Source organism: Caballeronia sp. M1242 (assembly GCF_017220215.1).
Lineage (GTDB): Bacteria > Pseudomonadota > Gammaproteobacteria > Burkholderiales > Burkholderiaceae > Caballeronia.
On sequence record NZ_CP071129.1, the window covers coordinates 1,373,715 to 1,392,860 of the forward strand.

21 protein-coding genes are annotated in these 19,146 nt (G+C 65.7%); 17 read left to right on the plus strand and 4 right to left on the minus strand.

All coding sequences use genetic code 11. The features are described 5' to 3' along the window. The first annotated feature begins 63 nt into the window (after positions 1–63). The 8 genes from JYK05_RS06355 to JYK05_RS06390 all read left to right on the plus strand — a co-directional run bounded on the left by JYK05_RS06355 (position 64) and on the right by JYK05_RS06390 (position 6,979). A complete protein-coding gene (locus JYK05_RS06355) occupies positions 64–2,148 on the plus strand; it encodes a 3-hydroxyacyl-CoA dehydrogenase NAD-binding domain-containing protein (RefSeq protein WP_206468120.1) in 2,085 nt (694 codons plus the stop codon). A gap of 7 nt (positions 2,149–2,155) precedes the next feature. Then, a complete protein-coding gene (pncA, locus tag JYK05_RS06360; RefSeq protein ID WP_206468121.1) occupies positions 2,156–2,788 on the plus strand; it encodes a bifunctional nicotinamidase/pyrazinamidase in 633 nt (210 codons plus the stop codon). A gap of 57 nt (positions 2,789–2,845) precedes the next feature. Next, positions 2,846–3,148 carry a Dabb family protein gene (locus tag JYK05_RS06365; RefSeq protein ID WP_206468122.1) on the plus strand — a complete coding sequence of 101 codons (303 nt, stop codon included), beginning with the start codon at positions 2,846–2,848 and terminating at the stop codon, positions 3,146–3,148. Between the two features lie 5 nt (positions 3,149–3,153). Then, complete coding sequence (locus JYK05_RS06370; protein ID WP_206468230.1) at positions 3,154–3,639, plus strand: PaaI family thioesterase; 486 nt, start codon at positions 3,154–3,156, stop codon at positions 3,637–3,639. Between the two features lie 14 nt (positions 3,640–3,653). Beyond that, positions 3,654–4,658, plus strand: a complete 1,005-nt coding sequence (locus JYK05_RS06375; RefSeq protein ID WP_206468123.1) for an NADP-dependent oxidoreductase — start codon at positions 3,654–3,656, stop codon at positions 4,656–4,658. Positions 4,659–4,677: 19 nt separating this feature from the next. Beyond that, positions 4,678–5,547 carry an SDR family oxidoreductase gene (locus JYK05_RS06380; RefSeq protein WP_206468124.1) on the plus strand — a complete coding sequence of 290 codons (870 nt, stop codon included), beginning with the start codon at positions 4,678–4,680 and terminating at the stop codon, positions 5,545–5,547. Positions 5,548–5,549: 2 nt separating this feature from the next. Further along, a complete protein-coding gene (locus JYK05_RS06385; protein ID WP_206468231.1) occupies positions 5,550–6,506 on the plus strand; it encodes an alpha/beta hydrolase in 957 nt (318 codons plus the stop codon). 326 nt (positions 6,507–6,832) lie between these two features. Further along, complete coding sequence (locus JYK05_RS06390; protein ID WP_206468125.1) at positions 6,833–6,979, plus strand: hypothetical protein; 147 nt, start codon at positions 6,833–6,835, stop codon at positions 6,977–6,979. 110 nt (positions 6,980–7,089) lie between these two features. Here JYK05_RS06390 and JYK05_RS06395 read toward each other — a convergent pair whose 3' ends face one another. The 3 genes from JYK05_RS06395 to JYK05_RS06405 all read right to left on the minus strand — a co-directional run bounded on the left by JYK05_RS06395 (position 7,090) and on the right by JYK05_RS06405 (position 9,897). Further along, positions 7,090–7,908 (minus strand): NRDE family protein, encoded by an 819-nt coding sequence (locus JYK05_RS06395; protein ID WP_206468126.1) that lies wholly within the window; start codon positions 7,906–7,908, stop codon positions 7,090–7,092. 6 nt (positions 7,909–7,914) lie between these two features. Beyond that, positions 7,915–8,901, minus strand: a complete 987-nt coding sequence (locus tag JYK05_RS06400) for a folate-binding protein YgfZ (protein ID WP_206468127.1) — start codon at positions 8,899–8,901, stop codon at positions 7,915–7,917. Positions 8,902–9,564: 663 nt separating this feature from the next. Next, positions 9,565–9,897 carry a hypothetical protein gene (locus JYK05_RS06405; RefSeq protein WP_175940302.1) on the minus strand — a complete coding sequence of 111 codons (333 nt, stop codon included), beginning with the start codon at positions 9,895–9,897 and terminating at the stop codon, positions 9,565–9,567. Between the two features lie 250 nt (positions 9,898–10,147). On the opposite strand from JYK05_RS06405, the gene mltG reads away from it, so the two are divergent. The 9 genes from mltG to JYK05_RS06450 all read left to right on the plus strand — a co-directional run bounded on the left by mltG (position 10,148) and on the right by JYK05_RS06450 (position 18,282). Then, positions 10,148–11,158, plus strand: a complete 1,011-nt coding sequence (gene mltG, locus JYK05_RS06410; RefSeq protein ID WP_206468128.1) for an endolytic transglycosylase MltG — start codon at positions 10,148–10,150, stop codon at positions 11,156–11,158. Further along, entirely contained in the window at positions 11,158–11,778 is a 621-nt protein-coding gene (gene tmk, locus JYK05_RS06415; protein WP_206468129.1) for a dTMP kinase, read from the plus strand. The genes mltG and tmk overlap by 1 nt, the downstream gene beginning before the upstream one ends. A 17-nt stretch (positions 11,779–11,795) precedes the next feature. Then, positions 11,796–12,833: a DNA polymerase III subunit delta' gene (locus tag JYK05_RS06420; protein ID WP_206468130.1), complete on the plus strand. Its 1,038-nt coding sequence runs from the start codon at positions 11,796–11,798 to the stop codon at positions 12,831–12,833. A gap of 37 nt (positions 12,834–12,870) precedes the next feature. Further along, positions 12,871–13,398: a GNAT family N-acetyltransferase gene (locus JYK05_RS06425; RefSeq protein ID WP_206468131.1), complete on the plus strand. Its 528-nt coding sequence runs from the start codon at positions 12,871–12,873 to the stop codon at positions 13,396–13,398. A 22-nt stretch (positions 13,399–13,420) separates the two neighbouring features. Further along, positions 13,421–14,209 carry a TatD family hydrolase gene (locus JYK05_RS06430; RefSeq protein ID WP_206468132.1) on the plus strand — a complete coding sequence of 263 codons (789 nt, stop codon included), beginning with the start codon at positions 13,421–13,423 and terminating at the stop codon, positions 14,207–14,209. A 70-nt stretch (positions 14,210–14,279) separates the two neighbouring features. Further along, positions 14,280–15,014, plus strand: a complete 735-nt coding sequence (locus JYK05_RS06435; protein WP_206468232.1) for an ankyrin repeat domain-containing protein — start codon at positions 14,280–14,282, stop codon at positions 15,012–15,014. 85 nt (positions 15,015–15,099) lie between these two features. Continuing rightward, a complete protein-coding gene (locus JYK05_RS06440; protein WP_175940309.1) occupies positions 15,100–15,456 on the plus strand; it encodes a Rap1a/Tai family immunity protein in 357 nt (118 codons plus the stop codon). A 130-nt stretch (positions 15,457–15,586) separates the two neighbouring features. Beyond that, positions 15,587–16,972, plus strand: a complete 1,386-nt coding sequence (otsA, locus tag JYK05_RS06445) for an alpha,alpha-trehalose-phosphate synthase (UDP-forming) (RefSeq protein WP_206468133.1) — start codon at positions 15,587–15,589, stop codon at positions 16,970–16,972. 242 nt (positions 16,973–17,214) lie between these two features. Then, the gene (locus tag JYK05_RS06450) at positions 17,215–18,282 is read left to right on the plus strand and encodes a glycosyltransferase family 4 protein (RefSeq protein ID WP_175940311.1); all 1,068 of its coding nucleotides are present in this window, start codon (positions 17,215–17,217) and stop codon (positions 18,280–18,282) included. Between the two features lie 111 nt (positions 18,283–18,393). Here the strand turns inward: JYK05_RS06450 and JYK05_RS06455 are convergent, their stop codons facing one another. Beyond that, positions 18,394–18,984: a YSC84-related protein gene (locus tag JYK05_RS06455; RefSeq protein WP_175940651.1), complete on the minus strand. Its 591-nt coding sequence runs from the start codon at positions 18,982–18,984 to the stop codon at positions 18,394–18,396. Positions 18,985–19,146 lie beyond the last annotated feature (162 nt).

Consider the following 19,146-nt stretch of genomic DNA (forward strand, 5'->3'; position numbering starts at 1 on the left):
GTTCGCCTTTGTATATTCTTGCCCGATCGCCCACAATGAGCCATCACGCGAGAGGGAGCATCCATGGCAGTCGACTATACGATCCGCGAAGGTGTCGCCGTCATCACGCTCGACAACCCGCCGGTCAACGGGCTCGGACATTCGACGCGGCTTGGCATCGTCGAGGGCATCGAGCGGGCACGCAGCGATGCGTCGGTGTGCGCGATCGTGCTGATCGGCGCGGGCAAGGCGTTCTCGGGCGGCGCGGACATCACCGAATTCAATACGCCGAAGGCAACGCAGGAGCCGACGCTCGCCACCGTCATCAGGGCCGTCGAAGGTAGCGAGAAACCGGTCGTCGCGGCGATCCACGCGGTCGCGATGGGCGGCGGGCTGGAACTCGCGCTCGGGGCGCACTACCGCGTCGCGTTGCCGGGCGCGCAGATCGCGCTGCCGGAAGTGAAGCTCGGCTTGCTGCCGGGCGCGGGCGGCACGCAGCGTCTGCCGCGCGTCGTCGGGCTTGAGCGGGCGCTCGACATGATCGTGTCCGGCGCGCCGGTGCGATCCGAGAAGCTCGCCGACACCGCGCTCTTCGACGACATGCCGCAAGGCGATCTGCTCGATGCGGCCATCGGCTTCGCGCGGCGCATGGCCGAACGAGGCGGTCCGCATCCGAAAGTGCGCGATCGCCCGATCGTACATGCCGACGCCGCGCGTTGCTTCGAGTCCGCGCGTCAGGCGATTGCTGAGAAATTCAGGCACTTTCCTGCGCCGCACAAGTGCATCGATGCCATCGAGATGGGCGCGAAGGAAGGCTTCGATCGCGGTCTCGCCTTCGAGCGCGAGTGCTTTCTCTTTCTCGTGCAGACGCCCGAGAGCCGCGCGCTGCGGCATGCGTTCTTCGCCGAGCGCGCGGCGAGCAAGATCGCCGATGTGCCCTCGAATACGCCGGTTCGAAAAATCGAACGCATCGGCGTGATCGGCGCGGGAACGATGGGCGGCGGCATCGCGATGAACTTCATCAACGCGGGCTTGCCGGTCGTGCTGCTCGAAACGAAACAGGACGCGCTCGATCGCGGCCTCGCCACCGTGCGGCGCAACTACGAAGCGCAGGTGAAGAAGGGCAAGCTCACGCCGGAACAGCTCGACGCCCGCATGCAACTCGTGCATCCGACGCTCGACTACGCGGATCTCACGCAAGCCGATCTGATCGTCGAAGCCGTGTTCGAAGACCTCGACGTGAAGGCGCAAGTCTTCCGTCAACTGGACGCAATCGCGAAGCCGGGCGCGATCCTCGCGTCGAATACATCGACACTCGATCTGGACAAGATCGCGGCATTCACGCAGCGTCCCGGCGATGTGATCGGCATGCACTTCTTTAGTCCCGCCAACGTCATGAAGCTGCTCGAAGTGGTGCGCGGCGAAAAGACCGACAAAGACGTGCTCGCGACCGTCATGCAGCTCGCCAGAAAGATCGGCAAGACGGCGGTGGTGGCGCGCGTGTGCGACGGCTTTATCGGCAACCGCATGGTCGAGCAATATCTGCGGCAGGCGCTTTTCATGCTCGAAGAAGGCGCGCTGCCGGCGCAGATCGACCGCGCGATCGAGACCTTCGGCTTCGCTATGGGTCCATTCCGCATGAGCGATCTGGCGGGCAACGACATCGGCTGGGCGATTCGCAAACGGCGCTATCGCGAGCAGCCGGAGATGCGCTATTCCGGCGTCGCGGACCGGCTGTGCGAGACGGGTCGCTTCGGACAAAAGACCGGCGCGGGCTGGTACGACTACGAAGCCGGCTCGCGCGAGGCGAAGCCGTCGCAGGCAGTGATTGAGATGATCGTCGCGTATTCGGAGGAACAGGGCATCGCGCGGCGGGAGATTAGCGACGACGAGATCGTCGAGCGGCTCGTGCTTGCGCTCGTCAACGAGGGCGCGAAGATTCTGGAAGAAGGCATCGCGGCGAAGGCATCGGATATCGACATCGTGTATCTGACGGGCTACGGCTTTCCGCTATGGCGAGGCGGGCCGATGTTTTATGCCGACACGCTCGGCCTGCCGAACGTCGAGCGCGCCATGCGCAAGTACGCCGCGCAACGCAACGGCGAAGCGTGGCAGCCGGCTGCGCGCATCATCGAACTGGCGGCGAGCAACGGCCGCTTCAATGCATGAGTGCCGAATGAGATCAGCGGAAGAAGTGCTCCTTGTCGTCGACGTGCAATATGACTTCATGCCCGGCGGCGCGCTCGCGGTCGCGCGGGGCGATGAAGTGGTGCCCGTCATCAACCGGCTCGCGAAGGCGTTCTCGCATGTGGTGCTGACGCAGGACTGGCATCCGGCGTCGCATGTGTCGTTCGCGGCGAATCACGCGGGACGCGCGCCGTTCGAAACCATCGCGATGCCTTATGGCGAACAGGTGCTGTGGCCGCCGCATTGCGTGCAGGGCACGCAGGGCGCGGCGCTGCATCGGGATCTCGACGTGCCGCATGCGCGGCTGATCGTGCGCAAGGGGCATCACGAGCAGGTCGACAGCTATTCGGCCTTCGTCGAGGCGGATCGCACGACGCCGACCGGACTCGCCGGCTATCTGCGCGAAACGGGCGCGAAGCGCGTATGGCTCGCGGGACTCGCCACCGATTATTGCGTCGCGTGGTCCGCGCTCGATGCGCGCGCCGCGGGCTTCGAAGCGAGCGTAATCGAAGACGCGTGCCGCGCCATCGACCTGAACGGCTCGCTCGACCGCGCGTGGTCCGACATGCGCGCGGCGGGCGTCGCGCGGGTACGGTCGGACGATTTGCTGCGACAAGACTGATCGCGATTTTTGCTACGCTTGGCGCTTCGTTCGTTCAATCGCATTACAGGAGCCGCCGTGCTACGTCACATCGTCATGTGGAAGCTGAAGGAGTTCGCCGAGGGCGCAAGTCGCGCGGAGAACGCGCAAACGCTGAAGACCAAGCTCGAAACCTGCCGCAGCCTCGTCAAAGGGCAGGGACACTTCGAGGTCGGCATCGCGCAGCCGGGCTTCGACTGCACGTATGACGTGGTGCTCGTCTCGGACTTCGACGACACCGCTTCGCTGCACGCGTATCAGGTTCATCCGAAGCATCTGGCGGTGAAGGACTTCGTGGCGGCGGTTCACGAAGCGCGTCAATGTCTCGACTACGAAGTGTGATCGCGATGACCGATACGCAGAAACAGCCCGCGAACCACGCCATCGCAATCGAAAGCCCGTTCATCGACGCGCTCGGCGTGCAGCTCGTGAAAGCCGTCGATGGCGAAGGCGAAGTGCGCCTGCCGCTTGGCGAAGCGCATCTGAACACGTGGGGCATCGCGCATGGCGGCGTCACGATGACCTTGCTCGACGCGGCGCTCGCCATTGCGGCGCGCAGTGTCGCGGGCGACGGCGTCGGCGTCGTCACCGTCGAGATGAAGGTGAACTTCATGCAGCCGGGACGCGGCGAGTTGCGCGGCTACGGCCGCGTGCTGCATCGCTCGACGACGATGGCGTACTGCGAAGGCGAAATCCGCGACAGCGAAGGGCACTTCGTCGCGAAGGCGCTCGGCACGTTCAAGTACATGAAGCGGCTCGCGGTGGGCCGCGACGTCGTGCGTCAGAAACTGCGTTCGGACCCGGCGGCCACGCCCGGACCGAGCGACGCCTGATCAGGAGACTCCTTATGGCAAACGCCAACATCAATCGTCAGATACTGCTTGTTTCGCGTCCGCAAGGCGAAGCGTCGGCGGACAACTTTCGGCTAGTCGAAACGCCGCTCGCGCCGCTCGGCGAGGGTCAGGTGCGCGTGCGCAATCACTATCTCTCGCTCGATCCGTACATGCGCGGACGGATGAACGACACGAAGTCGTACGCGCCGCCGCAACCGCTCAACGAAGTGATGATCGGCGGAACAGTGGGCGAAGTGATCGAATCGCGCAATCCGGCGTTCAAGCCGGGCGACAAGGTCGTCGGCATGTTCGGCTGGCAGGAATACGGCACGTCCGATGGCAAAGGCATGCAAATCGTCGATACGACGCACGTGCCGCTTTCGGCTTATCTCGGGCCGGTCGGCATGCCGGGCGTGACGGCGTGGTACGGCCTGAACCGCATCATCGAGCCGAAGGCGGGCGAGACGGTCGTCGTATCGGCGGCGAGCGGGGCGGTCGGCAGCGTGGTCGGGCAACTCGCGAAAGCGGCGGGCTGCCGCGCGGTCGGCATCGCGGGCGGCGAGGAGAAGTGCCGCTATGTGGTGGAGACGCTCGGCTTCGACGCCTGCGTCGACTACAAAGCAGGCAATCTGCGCGACACTCTGAAGGCGGCCGCACCGAACGGGGTCGATGGCTACTTCGAAAACGTCGGCGGCGAAGTGCTCGACGCGGTGCTCGCCCGCATGAACGCGTTCGGACGCATCGCGCTGTGCGGCATGATTTCCGGCTACGACGGCAAGCCCTTGCCGATGCAAGCGCCCGCGCTTTTGCTCACGCAGCGGCTGAAGCTGCAAGGGTTCATCGTCAGCGAGCACATGGACGTGTGGCCGCAGGCGTTGAACGAACTGGGCGCTGCGGTCGCGAGCGGAAAGCTCAAGTATCGCGAGACGATTGCAGAAGGCATCGAAAGCGCGCCCGAAGCCTTTCTGGGCCTGTTGCGCGGCAAGAACTTCGGCAAGCAACTCGTCAAGCTGATTTAACGACAGCAGAGGAATCCGCGTGGATCGTTTCGAAGGCAAGGTCGCCGTCATCACCGGCGCGGGCAGCGGGTTCGGCCGCGAATTCGCGTATAAGGCGGCGTCGCTCGGCATGAAGCTCGTGCTCGCCGATATCGACGACGCCGCGCTCGCCGCCACCGTCGACGCCGTGCGCGCGCAAGGCAGCGATGCGCTCGGCGTGCGCACGGACGTCTCCGATGCGGCTCAAGTCGATGCGCTCGCTCAGGCCGCGCTCGACGCATACGGCGGCGTGCATTTGCTCTTCAACAACGCAGGCGTGGGCGCGGGCGGCTTCGTCTGGGAGAACAGCGCGAAAGACTGGCAGTGGGTCTTCGGCGTGAACGTGATGGGCGTGGCGAACGGCGTGCGCGCGTTCACGCCGATCATGCTGAAGCAGGCGGAGCCGGCGCATATCGTGAACACGGCGTCGGTGGCGGGCATGCTCGCCGCGCCCGCGATGGGCGTCTACAACGCATCGAAGCACGCGGTAGTGGCGCTTACCGAGACGCTGTATCACGATCTGCGGCTCGCGGGCGCGTCCATCGGCGTGTCGCTACTCTGTCCAGCGTTCGTGCCGACCGGCATTGCAAACGCCGAGCGCTCCCGGCCCGACGCGCTGGCCAACGACGCGCCGCTCACCGCATCGCAGAAAATGGCCGCGCGGCAGTTGGCGCGCGCAGTGGAAAGCGGGCGGCTCTCGGCGCGCGACATCGCCGAGATGACGTTCGATGCGGTCCGCGATGGCCGTTTCTACGTGATCACGCATCCGGGCATCATGGCGTCGATTCGCCTGCGGCTCGACGATATCGCGCAACTGCGCAACCCGAGCGATCCGATGTCGGTCAGGGGCGAAACGAAGCGGGGCGCGTGACGATGCCGCTCAATCCCAAGATCGCGCAGATTCTCGACATGGTCGCGCGCGCTAACCGTCCGCCTTACCACACGTTGACGCCCGACGAGGCGCGCGCCGCGTATGCGATGAGCGCGCCGATTCTCGATATCGCGCCCTTGCCGCTTTATAGCGTCGAAGACATGCGCATCGCCATGCGCGATGGCGCCGAGATCGGCGTACGCGTCTATCATCCCGCCGCGCCGAGTTGGGCCGAGCCCGCGCCCGCCCTGCTGTATCTGCATGGCGGCGGCTTCACAGTGGGCAGCATCGCGACGCACGACGCGCTCTGCCGCAAGTTCGCGCACGAAGCGCGCTGCGCGGTGGTATCGGTCGATTACCGGCTCGCGCCGGAGCACAAATTCCCGGTCGCCGTGAACGACGCGTTCGACGCGCTGCAATGGCTCGCGCGCGAAGCGCCGATGCTCGGCATCGATCCGGCGCGGCTCGCCATCGGCGGCGACAGCGCGGGCGGCACGCTCGCCACCGTCTGCGCGGTGCTCGCGCGCGACGCGGGCATTGCGTTGCGGCTGCAACTGCTGATCTATCCGGGCACGAGCGCGCGGCAGCAAAGCGAGTCGCATGCGCGGCTGGCCGAGGGCTATCTGCTGTCGGGCGAGACGATTCAATGGTTTTTCGCCCAATATCTGCGCGACGACCGCGACCGCGACGACTGGCGCTTCGCCCCGCTCGATGCAGCGGGCGGCCAGCCGGATTTCGCGGGCGTGGCGCCGGCGTGGATCGCGGCGGCGGACCATGATCCGCTCTACGACGAAGACATCGCGTACGCGGCGAAGCTCGAGGCCGCGGGCGTGCCGGTGACGCTCGCGCGCTACGAAGGCATGATCCACGAGTTCTTCAAGATGGGCGGCTTCGTGCCGGAAGTGGCGCAGGCGCACGCGGATGCGGTAGCGGCGCTGAAGGGCGCGTTTGAGAGCTGAGGCGCGGCATGGTTGGACGTTTCCCAACTCGACGATGCGAGCCGTCCGTTATCGCCGCACGCGATGCACGTGTTCTTCAAAGTAGGCGGTTTCGTGCCGGAAGTGGCGCAGGCGCGCGGATGCGGTAGCGGCGCTGAAGGGCGCGTTCGAAACCTTAGGCGCGGCATGGTTGGACGTTTCCCAACTCGACGATGCGAGCCGTCCGTTATCGCCGCACGCGATGCACGCGTTCTTCAAAGTAGGCGGTTTCGTGCCGGAAGTGGCGCAGGCGCGCGGATGCGGTAGCGGCGCTGAAGGGCGCGTTCGAAACCTAAGGCGCGGCATGGTTGGACGTTTCCCAACTCGACGATGCGAGCCGTCCGTTATCGCCGCACGCGATGCACGCGTTCTTCAAAGTGGGCGGCTTCGTGCCGGAAGAGCCGCGGGCGCACGCGGATGCGGGGGCGGCGGTGAAGGGCGCGTTCGGAACCTGAGGCGCGGCCGTCCTCCAGCTCGACGATGCAAGCCGTCCTTTATCGCCGCGATGGTCGTTTGGTGTCTGAAGCGGCGAACGCAGGAGAAACACGGACCCCGAAAGCCACGCTCAAGCGATCTCAAACGAAAACGCCCGCTCCACATTCCTCGGCCGGACGACGCGATGCGAACCATCATCATCGCTGCGCTCCTTGATCGCCAGCGAGAAGCCGCGTGCAGTCGGCAGCACGCGCAGCGCGGTCGTGCTGCGCGTGCCGTATTCGGGCGTCTCGATGAACGCCGCCGACAGCACGCGCTCCCGCTCGATCGAAATTCCGGTGGACGGCAGATGTTCGTCATCGGCGATACGCGGATCGCGCAGCGTGTCGATCAGCACGTCGAGCGCCGGATGCTCGCCGGCATGAATCAGATCGGCAAGCGCCTGCCGCTGCGCGACGAGCTTCGGCCACGGCGTGTTCAAGAGGCTGTTCGAGAGACCGTGCAGGCCGGCTTCGAGCAGCGCAGGCGGCGCGTCAGCGCGATTGCCGTACCAGCCGAGCTCGCGTCGCGCGAAATCGCCGCACAGCAGATTGAAGCCGTTATAGCGATGACCTTGCTCGGCCACGCGCCGCAGATAGTCCAGCGGCGCCTCGCGTTCGCCCGCGAGGAACGCGCTCACGAGCGTGCCCCGGGTGGGCGCATCCGGGCGCATTTCGCTCGGCGCGCGATAGTTCGTCAGCGCGGCGAAGCGGCCGTCGCGGCTCACGCCGAGCCACGTGCCGCCGCCCGTCAGATCGCGGCCGGCCAACACGCCGGGCGCATCGGTCCACCAGTGCATCGGCTCGGCCTCGCGGCGGAAGAACTCGTCGCGGTTCGCGGCGAGCGTCAGCAGCGGGCGACCGTCGTTGGAACGCGCGTCGGGCTGCCAGTCGAATACGATCAGGCACATGGCTGATCAGACGTCGGACGGAAACGCATACGGCAGCGGCAGAAAGTCGAGTCGCGGGCCATCGACGGCACCGACGTGCACCGAGCCGTTATCGAGCGCCGCGAGCTTGATTTCGACGAGACAATCGGCGCCGCCGCCTTCGGCTGGCGCGGCATTCACGACCATGCCGCACGGCTGACCGGGATCGTCCGAATGAAAGAGCGCCGCGCCGGGCGCGGCCGTTTCGCCGTGCGCGAGCGCCGTGCGCCGCTTGATGGTCCCGCGATACTGACTGCGCGCCACCACTTCCTGACCCGGATAGCAGCCCTTCTTGAAGTTGACGCCGCCCAGCACGTCGAAGTTGACCATCTGCGGGACGAATTGCTCGACGGTCGGCTGCGTGATGCGCGGCTCGCCCGCGTGAATGTCGAGCCAGTCCCACAGTTCGGCGGGCCCGCGCCGCAGCTTTTCGTCTAGCTTCGGCAAGTGCGCCTCGATGTCGGCTTTCGGGCCGACCCACAGAAACCGCGGACGGCCCGCGGCATCCGGCACGCGGATCAGCGCGCCGTGCGGACCTTCCACCTTGACGTGGATGCCATCGGGCAGCGCGTCGAAGATGCCGGAGAGCGCCGCGCGCACATCGCCCGCGAAACCGACGGCCGCGACTTCGGGCGTCGCGTCGGAGAGCTTGGCTTTCGCGCGCAGCACGAACATGGAGAGGCGCTTTTGCACGGGCGCCTGAATGTCCTGCGAGATCAGAAGACGCACGGCGTCGGCTGTGCGCCACATGAGGAACGAGCCGAGCAGGCGGCCTTTGGCCGAGCAATAGCCGGCGAGGCGCGCGGTGGAGGCGTCGAGATGCTGGACGTCGTTGGTCAACTGGTTATGCAGGAACGCGACGGCGTCATCGCCTTTCACGTCGATCACGCCGAACTGCGTGAGCGGCATGTGGACGCCCGCGGTCCTGACGGCTTCGAAATCGGCGGCGGCGAGGGAACTGGTCTGGGAATTCATAGGGACGATGTGTCGATGCGAAAGGCGCAGCCGGTCGATCCGGCCCCGCGCAGGTGGCAAGTCATTATATGGGGGTTGGGCGGGGCGTGTTTTCGCGCGCTGGCGGCGCGGCGTAAGTTCAGGCTTCGCGGTCAGGGTCTGATGGCCCAAGCTGCCGTGGCATCACGGCGCACGGCTAATTCCGTTCGCGTTGGCAGACGCATGTCTGCTGAGTGGCACGAGAGTCGCCTCGGATGCGCGGCCAGTCGGGGCCTCGTGGAATCGGCCGATGCGTTGATAGCCTCTGCGAAGACCGTCGCTCTTGCATCGCGTTAAGTGAGCGGGCAGGCGGGGCGGGCGCAAAGACGCGCCGAACACGCTTCGCAGTCCGTGCGTTTCGTGGCAATCGACCGCGCGTGCCGTCGCGGATTGGAGGCGCTAGTTGAGACGGCCTAATACGCCCGTGCCGCGACTGGGGCCTGCCCGTCGGCATCCGCTTGCTCGCGGTTGTTCGTTATATTCAGCGCTGAATCAGACGCAACGGCGGGCGTTCACCCGCCGCTGTCGTACGAGACTGCGCTAAGCGGCCGTAGCGGCTCGCGCTGGCTTCCATGCTCCCGCTTCCCTAAATGTGGCGTGGTCATCCGCGCCACACTGCCGTCTTCGTCCGCCCAGGTGAAGCCCTCACTGCCCAGCCGGCGACCTCACACTAGGCGTCGCAAGCGTGTTATTGCTCGTCGCAGGTGCCGTAGTGGTAGTGCCGTTCGTAGCGCTCGGCAGACCCGAGTTCGGCGCGCCCCCAGACATGCCGCTGGCGGAGCCGGTCGCGCCCGGCGAGCCGTAGCCGCCCGTCGCGCCGTTGCCTTGGTTGACCTGATTCGCCGGGCTCGCCGTGCTGCCCGTCGAACCGCCGTTGGAACCGCCCGCCGAGCCGCCGCCGCCCGCCTGCGCGAACGCGCCGCCCGACAGCGTCAGCGCGGCGACCGCCGCGATCAATGTGCTCATTGCCTTGCTCATGATCTCTTCCTCCTTGGTCGTTCTCCACAATCGAGGCAGACGCTCATCGCCTGCTTGATTGAATGAGTCGCAAGTGCCGTGCCGCGTTCGGCCGGTCGTTCGCATCCCGCAACCGGTCGCTCTGACCGAAGCGTGGCCGCATCTATACAATACGGGTCGAAATCGGCCGAACGGCTGCAAGAGGGAAGTCGCACGCTGACTGATCGGCGCACACTTCTCCGTCATCACTCCATTACCGCCTCTATTCGTCGTGTCTTTCCTGAAGAAATGCGTCGTGGCCGCGCTGCTCGTCGCGATACTCGCAGCGGCCGTCGCGGGCGGCGTCTATTACTGGGCCAATCGGCCGATGACGCTGTCCCCCGCCGAACTCGATGTCACCATCAAGCCGCACAGCAGTCTGCGCAGCGTGAGCGCCCAGCTGAATCGCGGCGGCGTGCCTGTCGAGCCCGAGCTGTTCGTGCTGATGACGCGCGTGCTCGGCCTGTCCGCGCAGCTCAAATCCGGCAACTACGCGTTCAAGAGCGGCATCACGCCGTATGAGGTGCTGCAGAAAATCGCGCGCGGCGACGTGAACGAATACGTGGCGACCGTCATCGAAGGATGGACGCTGCAGAAAATGCGCAGCGAACTGGACGGCAATCCCGCGCTCACGCACGACACGGCCGGCATGAGCGACATCGACTTGCTGAAAGCCATCGGCGCGACGGAGGTGGACAAAGCGTCCGCCGAGGGCCTGTTCTTCCCGGACACCTATCTCTTCGACAAGGGTACGAGCGATCTCGCCGTCTACAAGCGGGCGTATCGCACGATGCAAAAGCGCCTCGCCGAAGCCTGGGCGACGCGCGCGCCCAACCTGCCGTACAAGACGCCTTACGAGGCGCTCATCATGGCGTCGATCGTCGAGAAGGAAACGGGGCGAGCCTCCGACCGGCCCCTCGTGGCGGCGGTGTTCGCGAACCGGCTGCGCATCGGCATGCCGCTCCAGACTGACCCGAGCGTGATCTACGGGCTCGGCTCGACCTATGAGGGCCATCTGAAGAAAAAGGATCTGCAGACGGACACTCCGTACAATACCTACACCCGCATGGGCCTGCCGCCGACGCCGATCGCGCTGCCGGGCGTGGCCGCGCTCAGCGCCACGCTGAACCCCGCCCCGAGCAGCGCGCTGTATTTCGTGGCGCGCGGCGACGGCAGCAGCATCTTTTCCGACAATCTGGGCGACCACAACAGGGCCGTCGACAAGTACATCCGGGGTCAATGATGGCGCGCGGCACTTTCATCACGTTCGAAGGCATCGACGGCGCGGGCAAGACCACGCATCTCGACTGGTTTCGCCAGCAGCTCGAAGAGAAAATCGCGCCGGGCGGGCACCATGTCGTCATGACGCGGGAACCCGGCGGCACCGCGCTCGGCGAAACGCTGCGCGGCATTTTGCTGAATCAGCCGATGGACCTCGAAACCGAGGCGCTCCTCATGTTCGCCGCGCGCCGCGAGCATCTCGCGCAGGTCATCGAGCCGGCGCTCGCGCGCGGCGACTGGGTGCTGTCCGACCGCTTTTCGGATGCGACCTTCGCGTATCAGGGCGGCGGCCGCGGCCTGCCGCGCGACAAGCTCGAGGCGCTGGAGCGGTGGGTGCAGGGCGGATTCCATCCGGATCTGACGGTGCTTTTCGACGTGCCGACCGAAACCGCGAGCGACCGCCGCTCGGCCGCGCGCGCGCCGGACAAGTTCGAAAGCGAGTCGGACGCGTTCTTCGAGCGCACGCGCGCCGAATATCTGCGTCGCGCGGCGGAATCGCCTGAGCGTTTCGTCATCGTCGATTCGACGCAGCCGATCGACGCGATCCGCGAGCGTCTGAAAGACGTGATCGCGGGCCTTTGAGACTACGACACAAAAAGATGATCTACCCCTGGCAAACCGACGACTGGCAACGCCTCCAGCAACTGCGCGCGCACTGGCCGCATGCGCTCTTGCTGCACGGAGAGGCGGGCATCGGCAAGCTCGCGTTCGCGCAGCATCTCGCGCAGGGGCTCTTGTGCGAGACGCCCGTCCCCAACGGCGAGCCGTGCGGCACGTGTCCCGCGTGCCTGTGGTTCTCGCAAGGCAATCACCCGGACTACCGCGCCGTGCTGCCCGAGGCGCTCGCCGCGCTCGCCGGACCGGCGGGCGCGGACGACGCATCCGCCGACAAAGCCGACGACGGCGAAGGCAAAAAGTCGCGCGCGCCCAGCAAGGAAATCAAGATCGAGCAGGTGCGCGCGCTGCTGGACTTCTGCAGCCTCGGTTCGCATCGCGGCGGCTTGCGCGTGGTGCTGCTTTATCCGGCCGAGGCGCTTAATGTCGCGGCGTCGAATGCGCTTTTGAAAACGCTCGAAGAGCCGCCATCGGGCGTCGTGTTTCTGCTCGTGTCGGCGAGAATCGACCGGCTGTTGCCGACGATCATCAGCCGCTGCCGTCAATGGCCGATGAGCCTGCCCGACGCCGACGCCGCGCGCGCGTGGCTCGCCTCGCAAGGCGTGGACGATGCCGCGAGCCTGCTCGCCGAAGCGGGCGGCGCGCCGCTCGCCGCGCTGTCGCTCGCGCACGACGAAAACCGCGCGCTGCGCGATTTCACGCTCGCGCAACTCGCCGCAGGCCCGAACTGCGATGCCTTCGCGTGCGGCGAAAACCTGCAGAAGCTGCCCGTGCCGATGGTCCTCGGCTGGCTGCAACGTTGGCTCTACGACGTGCTCGCGCAGCGCACCGCCGGCCGGCCGCGTTATTTCCCGGGCGCGGGCAAGGCGCTCGCGCGCTGCGCGCAAGCCGCCGATCCTGCCGCGCTGGCCCGCTGCATCAAGGCCGTCACGCGTCAGCGCGCCGTGGAGAACCATCCGCTGAACCCGCGGCTCGTCTTCGAAGAACTGTTTCTCGCGTATCGCGGGATTTTCATCGCCTGATCCTTGATCCTTCGCTCCGTTCTCAACGCCATCGCCCATGAGTCTCACGTATCGCGACGCCACCCTCGACGACCTGCCCGCCATCGTCGCCATCTACAATTCGACGATCGCCTCGCGGCAGGTGACCGCGGACCTCGATCCGGTCAGCGTCGAAAGCCGTCTCGCGTGGTTTCATTCGCACGGCCCGAACGCGCGTCCGCTGTGGGTGGTCGAAGAGGGCGGCGCCGTGATCGCGTGGCTGAGTTTCTCGGATTTCTACGGCCGGCCGGCGTATGCGCGCACCGTCGAAGTCAGCATCTATCTGGACGAGCGCGCGCGCGGCAAGGGGCTCGGCAAGCAACTGCTGCGCGAAGCACTGGATAAGGCGCCGTCGTTGCAAGTCGATACGGTGCTCGGCTTCGTCTTCGGCCACAACGAGCCGAGCATGAGGCTTTTCGCGAGCTTCGGCTTCGAAGCGTGGGGCACGCTGCCGCGCGTCGCGGTGCTGGATGGCGTCGAACGCGATCTCGTCATTCTCGGCTTGCGGTTGGAAAGCGCGCCGCAACGAAAAAACGGCCTGAGTTAGAACCAGTAGCAAGGAGCACGGGATGTTCGTCGATTCGCACTGTCACATCAATTTCGAAGGCTTGGCAGACCGGCTGCCGGACGTGCTCGACAAGATGCGCGCGCACTCGGTCACGCATGCGCTGTGCGTGTCGGTGGATCTGGAGACGCTGCCCTCGGTGCTCGATATCGCCGAGCGATGCGAGAACGTCTATGCATCGGTCGGCGTGCATCCGGACCACGAGGACGCGAAGGAGCCGAGCGTCGCGGAACTGGTCGAACTGGCGGCGCATCCGAAAGTCTGCGCGATCGGCGAGACGGGACTCGACTACTATCGGCTGGAAGGCCGCAGCATCGCCGACATGGAATGGCAGCGCGAGCGGTTTCGCACGCACATCCGCGCCGCGCACGCGACGGGCAAGCCGCTCATCATCCACACGCGGTCGTCGTCGGAAGACACGCTGCGCATCATGGAAGAGGAGCGCGCGAGCGTGCCGGGCGGCGTGATGCACTGCTTCACCGAGCCGTGGGACGTAGCGGAAGCGGCGCTCGCGCAGAACTTCTTTATCTCGCTGTCCGGCATCGTCACGTTCAAGAAGGCGACGGACGTGCAGGACGTCGCGCGGCGCGTGCCGCTCGACCGGCTGCTGATCGAAACCGACTCGCCGTATCTCGCGCCGGTGCCGTATCGCGGCAAGCCGAATGAACCTGCGTACGTGAGTCATGTCGGACGTTTCATCGCGCAGTTGCGCGAGCAGACGGACGAAGCGGTGGCGCAAGCGACCACCGACAACTTCTTCCGGCTTTTCAAGATCGCGCGCGCGGCTGCCTGAGTACGGTCAGGCAAGCGGCGCGATTCATCGTTTCATGGCAATTCGAAGGTCCACTATGAACAATTCCTCGATGATTTCCACTCAGTCCGCCACGAGCGCACGCACGCAGACCAGCAGGCGCGCCGCAGTGCGCGGGCTTTTCGCGGGCGCGCTGGTCGCAGCGTGCGCGTTCGCGCAGCCGGTCTGGGCCGCTTCCGTGGACTCGCTCATCAAGGCAGTGAAGTTCGACGACGTGTCCGAGGTCAAGAAACAGCTCGCGCAGGGCGCCGACCCGAATACGGTCGATAACACCGGCGCGCCGCTGCTCGTGATCGCCGCGCGCGAGAAGTCGGACAAGGTCGGCCAGCTGCTCGCCGACAACCCGAACACGGACCTCGAAAAGCTCGATTCCGCCGGCGAGAACGCGATGATGCTCGCCGCGCTCAACGGCGACGCCACGCTCGTGAATCTCCTGATCGCGAAGGACGCCGAAGTGAACAAAAAGGGCTGGACGCCGCTGCATTACGCAGCGACCAACGGCCACGACGACATCGTTAAGATTCTGCTCGACCACTCCGCCTACATCGACGCCGGATCGCCGAACGGCACGACGCCGCTCATGATGGCGGCGCGCGGCGGCCATCTGTCGACGTGCAAGCTGCTGCTCGATCAGGGCGCCGATTTGCGCGTGAAGAACCAGATCGGCATGACGGCGGTGGACTTCGCCCGGAAATACAACGAGAAGGACGTCGCGGAAGGTTTGCAGGCGCGCCTCGACGCCATGCAAGGCGGCGCTGCTCAAAGCGGCGCAAATGGGTCAAAATAACACCGCTACGCTCGAAACCGGGCGAGCGCGGTCAGGCGCGGCCGCCTCGCCCCGATACGCCGCCGCTCAACAGACAAGGAAGACCATGCTGCGGGAATTCGCCATCGCCTGTGTTCTTGCGACGCCCGTGTGCGCGTTCGCATTCACCGGCAACGATCTCAACAAGCTCTGCATTAAGACCGACCCGAACTCGCGTACCGCCTGTGCCGCTTATATCGAAGGCGCGGCCGACGGCGTGTATAACACGATCGAAGCCATCGGCGGCACCACGGGGCCGCAAGTCGGCCAGTACTTCTGCCTGCCGGCCGACGTGAAGCCGCAGCAACTGACGGACGCGGTGCGCAAGTACATCGCGGACAACCCCGACAAGGCGAATTTCAACGCCACGACGATGGTTTCGCTCGGACTCGGCAAGGCGTTTCCCTGCAAGGCGGAACGCTGAACGGACGCCGACGCGCCTCTTGCAGCGGCTCGGGTGATCGGACGCGGCGCGGAAACCCGCACGCCGTTTGCTAGTCGAACGTCGGACAGCGATCCGCCCACATCACACAAAAAACGCAAGAGGAAAGCATATGAGCCGTCTCGTCGTCGTATCCAACCGGGTCGCCACGCCGACCGAAACCAAGGGCTCCGCCGGCGGGCTCGCCGTCGGCGTGTTCGGCGCGCTGAAGGACAGCGGCGGCGTCTGGTTCGGCTGGAGCGGGGACGTCGTGAGCGAGAGCGTCGCGAATCAGGGGCCCACGCTCGTGCAGGACGGCGCCGTGACGTTCGCCACCGTCGGCCTGCCGAAGAAGGACTACGACCAGTATTACCGCGGCTTTTCGAACGCGATGCTGTGGCCCGTTTTCCACTATCGCAACGATCTCGCCGTCTACGACCGCGACGAATACGCCGGCTATCGCCGCGTGAATTCGTGGCTCGCGCACAAGCTCATCAAGCTGCTGGAGCCCGACGACGTCATCTGGGTCCACGACTATCACCTGATACCGTTCGCCGAGGCGCTGCGCAGCGCGGGCATCACGAACCGGATCGGCTTCTTTCTGCATATTCCGTTTCCGTCGCCGCAGATTCTGCTCAACATTCCGCCGCATGAGGAACTGGTGCGGTCGTTGTGCTGCTACGACGTCGTCGGCTTTCAGACCGAAGGCGATCAGACCGCGTTTCACGACTACATCGTGCGGCACGCGCACGGCACGGCGACCGCGGACGGCCACGTCGAGGCGTTCGGGCGCAAGCTGAAGACGGGCGTGTACCGCATCGGCGTATTCCCCGACGAAATCGCGGAACAGGCGCAGCGCGGCGAGGCGCGGCAGGACGTGATGGACCTGAAGCAGAGTCTCGAAGGCCGCAAGCTCATCATGAGCGTGGACCGGCTGGATTATTCGAAAGGGCTCGTCGAACGTTTTCGGGCGTTCGAGCATTTTCTAGAGAAATCGCCGGAATGGCGCGGCAACGTCACGCTCGTGCAGATCGCGCCGCCCACGCGCTCGGACGTCGAAACGTATCAGCAGATCCGCCAGAACCTCGAATACGAAGCAGGGCGCATCAACGGGCGCTATTCCGGCCTCGATTACACGCCGATCCGCTATCTGAACCAGCGCTATGACCGCTGGAAGTTGATGTCGCTCTTCCGCGAATCGCAGATCGGGCTCGTGACGCCGCTGCGCGACGGCATGAACCTCGTCGCGAAGGAATACGTCGCCGCGCAGAATCCGGACGATCCCGGCGTGCTCGTGCTCTCGCAGTTCGCGGGCGCGGCGGGCGAAATGACGGGCGCGGTGATGGTGAATCCGCACGATGTCGTCGGCATGAGCGACGCGCTCGCCCGTTCGCTCGCCATGCCGCTCGCCGAGCGCCAGCAGCGCTACCAGACCAACATGGCGGCGCTGCGCAAGCACAATCTCGGCGTCTGGCGCGACGATTTCCTGGCCGACCTTCGCGGCGTGCGACGCAAGTAACAGGCGCGCGAAACGGTTGTTTCCGCCCTGTAACAGAGCGATGAAAGTGCAAGAGAACGCCGGTCCGAGGCGCTTCGCCGTCGATAATGAATCGTCGCGCGGCGGGCCGGCTTTCCGCATCCAACGATCGAGGGAAACCCTCGTTAGCCGGCTGACAGTCTGCTGTCATACTCAGTCTCGCGCGACGCATTGAGAACACGAGCACACGCTCGCACGTCGAAGTTCGCATGGAGACGAGAACGATGAGAATTGCCCAAATTGCCCCGTTGACCGAGTCGGTCCCGCCCAAGCTCTACGGCGGCACGGAGCGCGTCGTGTCGTATCTCACGGAGGCGCTCGTCGAGCTTGGCCACGATGTGACGCTGTTCGCCACCGGCGACTCGCAAACCACCGCGAAGCTTGAAGCCGTCTGGCCGCGCGCGCTGCGCCTCGACCCGGCGATTCGCGACCGCATCGCGCCGCACATGCTGCTGATGGAACTGGTGCGCCGCCGCGCCGAGGAGTTCGACGTCCTGCATTTCCACATGGACTATTACTCCTTCTCGCTCTTCAACCGGCAGGACACGCCGTTCGTCACGACCTTGCACGGGCGGCTCGACTTGCCCGAGCAGCAGCCGGTTTTCGACACGTTCAACACCGCGCCCGTGATCTCGATCTCCGATTCGCAGCGCCATCCGTTGCCGCAGGCGAAGTGGGTCTCGACGGTCTATCACGGCCTGCCGGAGACGCGTTATGTGCCGCAGCCCGTCGAGCAGAAGTATCTGGCGTTCCTCGGGCGCATCTCGCCGGAAAAGCGCGTCGATACGGCCATTCGCATCGCGGGGCGCTGCGGCTTGCCGATCAAGATCGCGGCCAAGGTCGATGCAGCCGATCACGAATACTTCGAGCGCGAGATCGCGCCGCTGCTGGAATTGCCCTACGTCGAATTCATCGGCGAGATCAACGACGCGCAGAAGGCGGACTTCCTGTCGGGCGCGCACGCGCTGGTTTTCCCGGTCGACTGGCCCGAGCCGTTCGGACTCGCGATGATCGAGGCGATGGCCTGCGGCACGCCCGTTATCGCGTTCAATCGCGGCGCGGTGCCGGAAGTGGTGGATGAGGGCGTGTCGGGCTTTATCGTGGAAGACGAGATCGGCGCGGTCGCGGCGGTCAACCGGCTGCATACGCTCTCGCGGGCGGGCGTGCGCAGGCGCTTCGAGGAGCGCTTCACGTCGCACCGCATGGCGCGGCAATATCTCGACGCGTATCAGGCCGTGGTGCGCGCGCAAAAGCGCTCGCGCTTCAAGCTGATCGATCGCGCGGCGACCTGAGTCCTCGAACCGCCAGAACGAAAACGAAAAAACCGCCGTGCGACGCGACCGTGAGTCGCGCCGCACGGCGGTCATGCTTTCCGCCGGGACCGTGAGACGGCGCGCGCCGCCTTACATCTTCAGGCGCGTCACCTTCGTGCCCTGGAGCGACACGTCGGCCATCAGGCCCGCGTTCGTCAGCACGAACGCTTCGACCGGGTTGGTGGCGGTGGTCGTGTCGACCGCGCCGTTCGCGCCCATCTTGACGAGCGCCACGGATGCATCGGCGCCTGCCGACCAGCCGTCCGAATTGCGGAATTTGTCGAGCGCGTCCTGCGTCATGAAGAGGAAAATGATCGACTTCGACTGCGCGCCCGCCTGCAGGCCGAAGGAGCCGGAGGTCGTGCTGTAGTAGCCGACCGTGCTGCCACCCACGCGCAGCGAGCCCTTGCCGTACTGCGCGCCGACGATGAAGCCTGCCTGAATCACGGACGGGAACACGAGCACGCCGCGCGACTTCGCGACCAGTTCGCGCGAGCCGGGAACCGTCGCATAGAGCCGCTGGATGGTGCTGTCGACGTCCGCGTCGATGCTGCGGCGATCGTCCGCGCTGCCGGCGGCCTTTTCAGCGCCGGTATTCGAATTCGTCGTGCAACCGGCAAGCGCGAGGCCTCCCAGCGCCAACACGGCCGTCGTCTTGAGCATGAAGTTTCGTCTTTGCATCATTGTTCTCCATCGTGGAATTTAGGAAACCCCATAGTGCGGGAGGGTGAGGCACGCCAAGTTATAGCACAGCGACGCAACAACGCGACGCTCGCACCGGACACAGATACCGCGTTCCGCGCGTGCCGCGCAAGCCCTGCGTCGCATCCGCGCGTCGTCGAG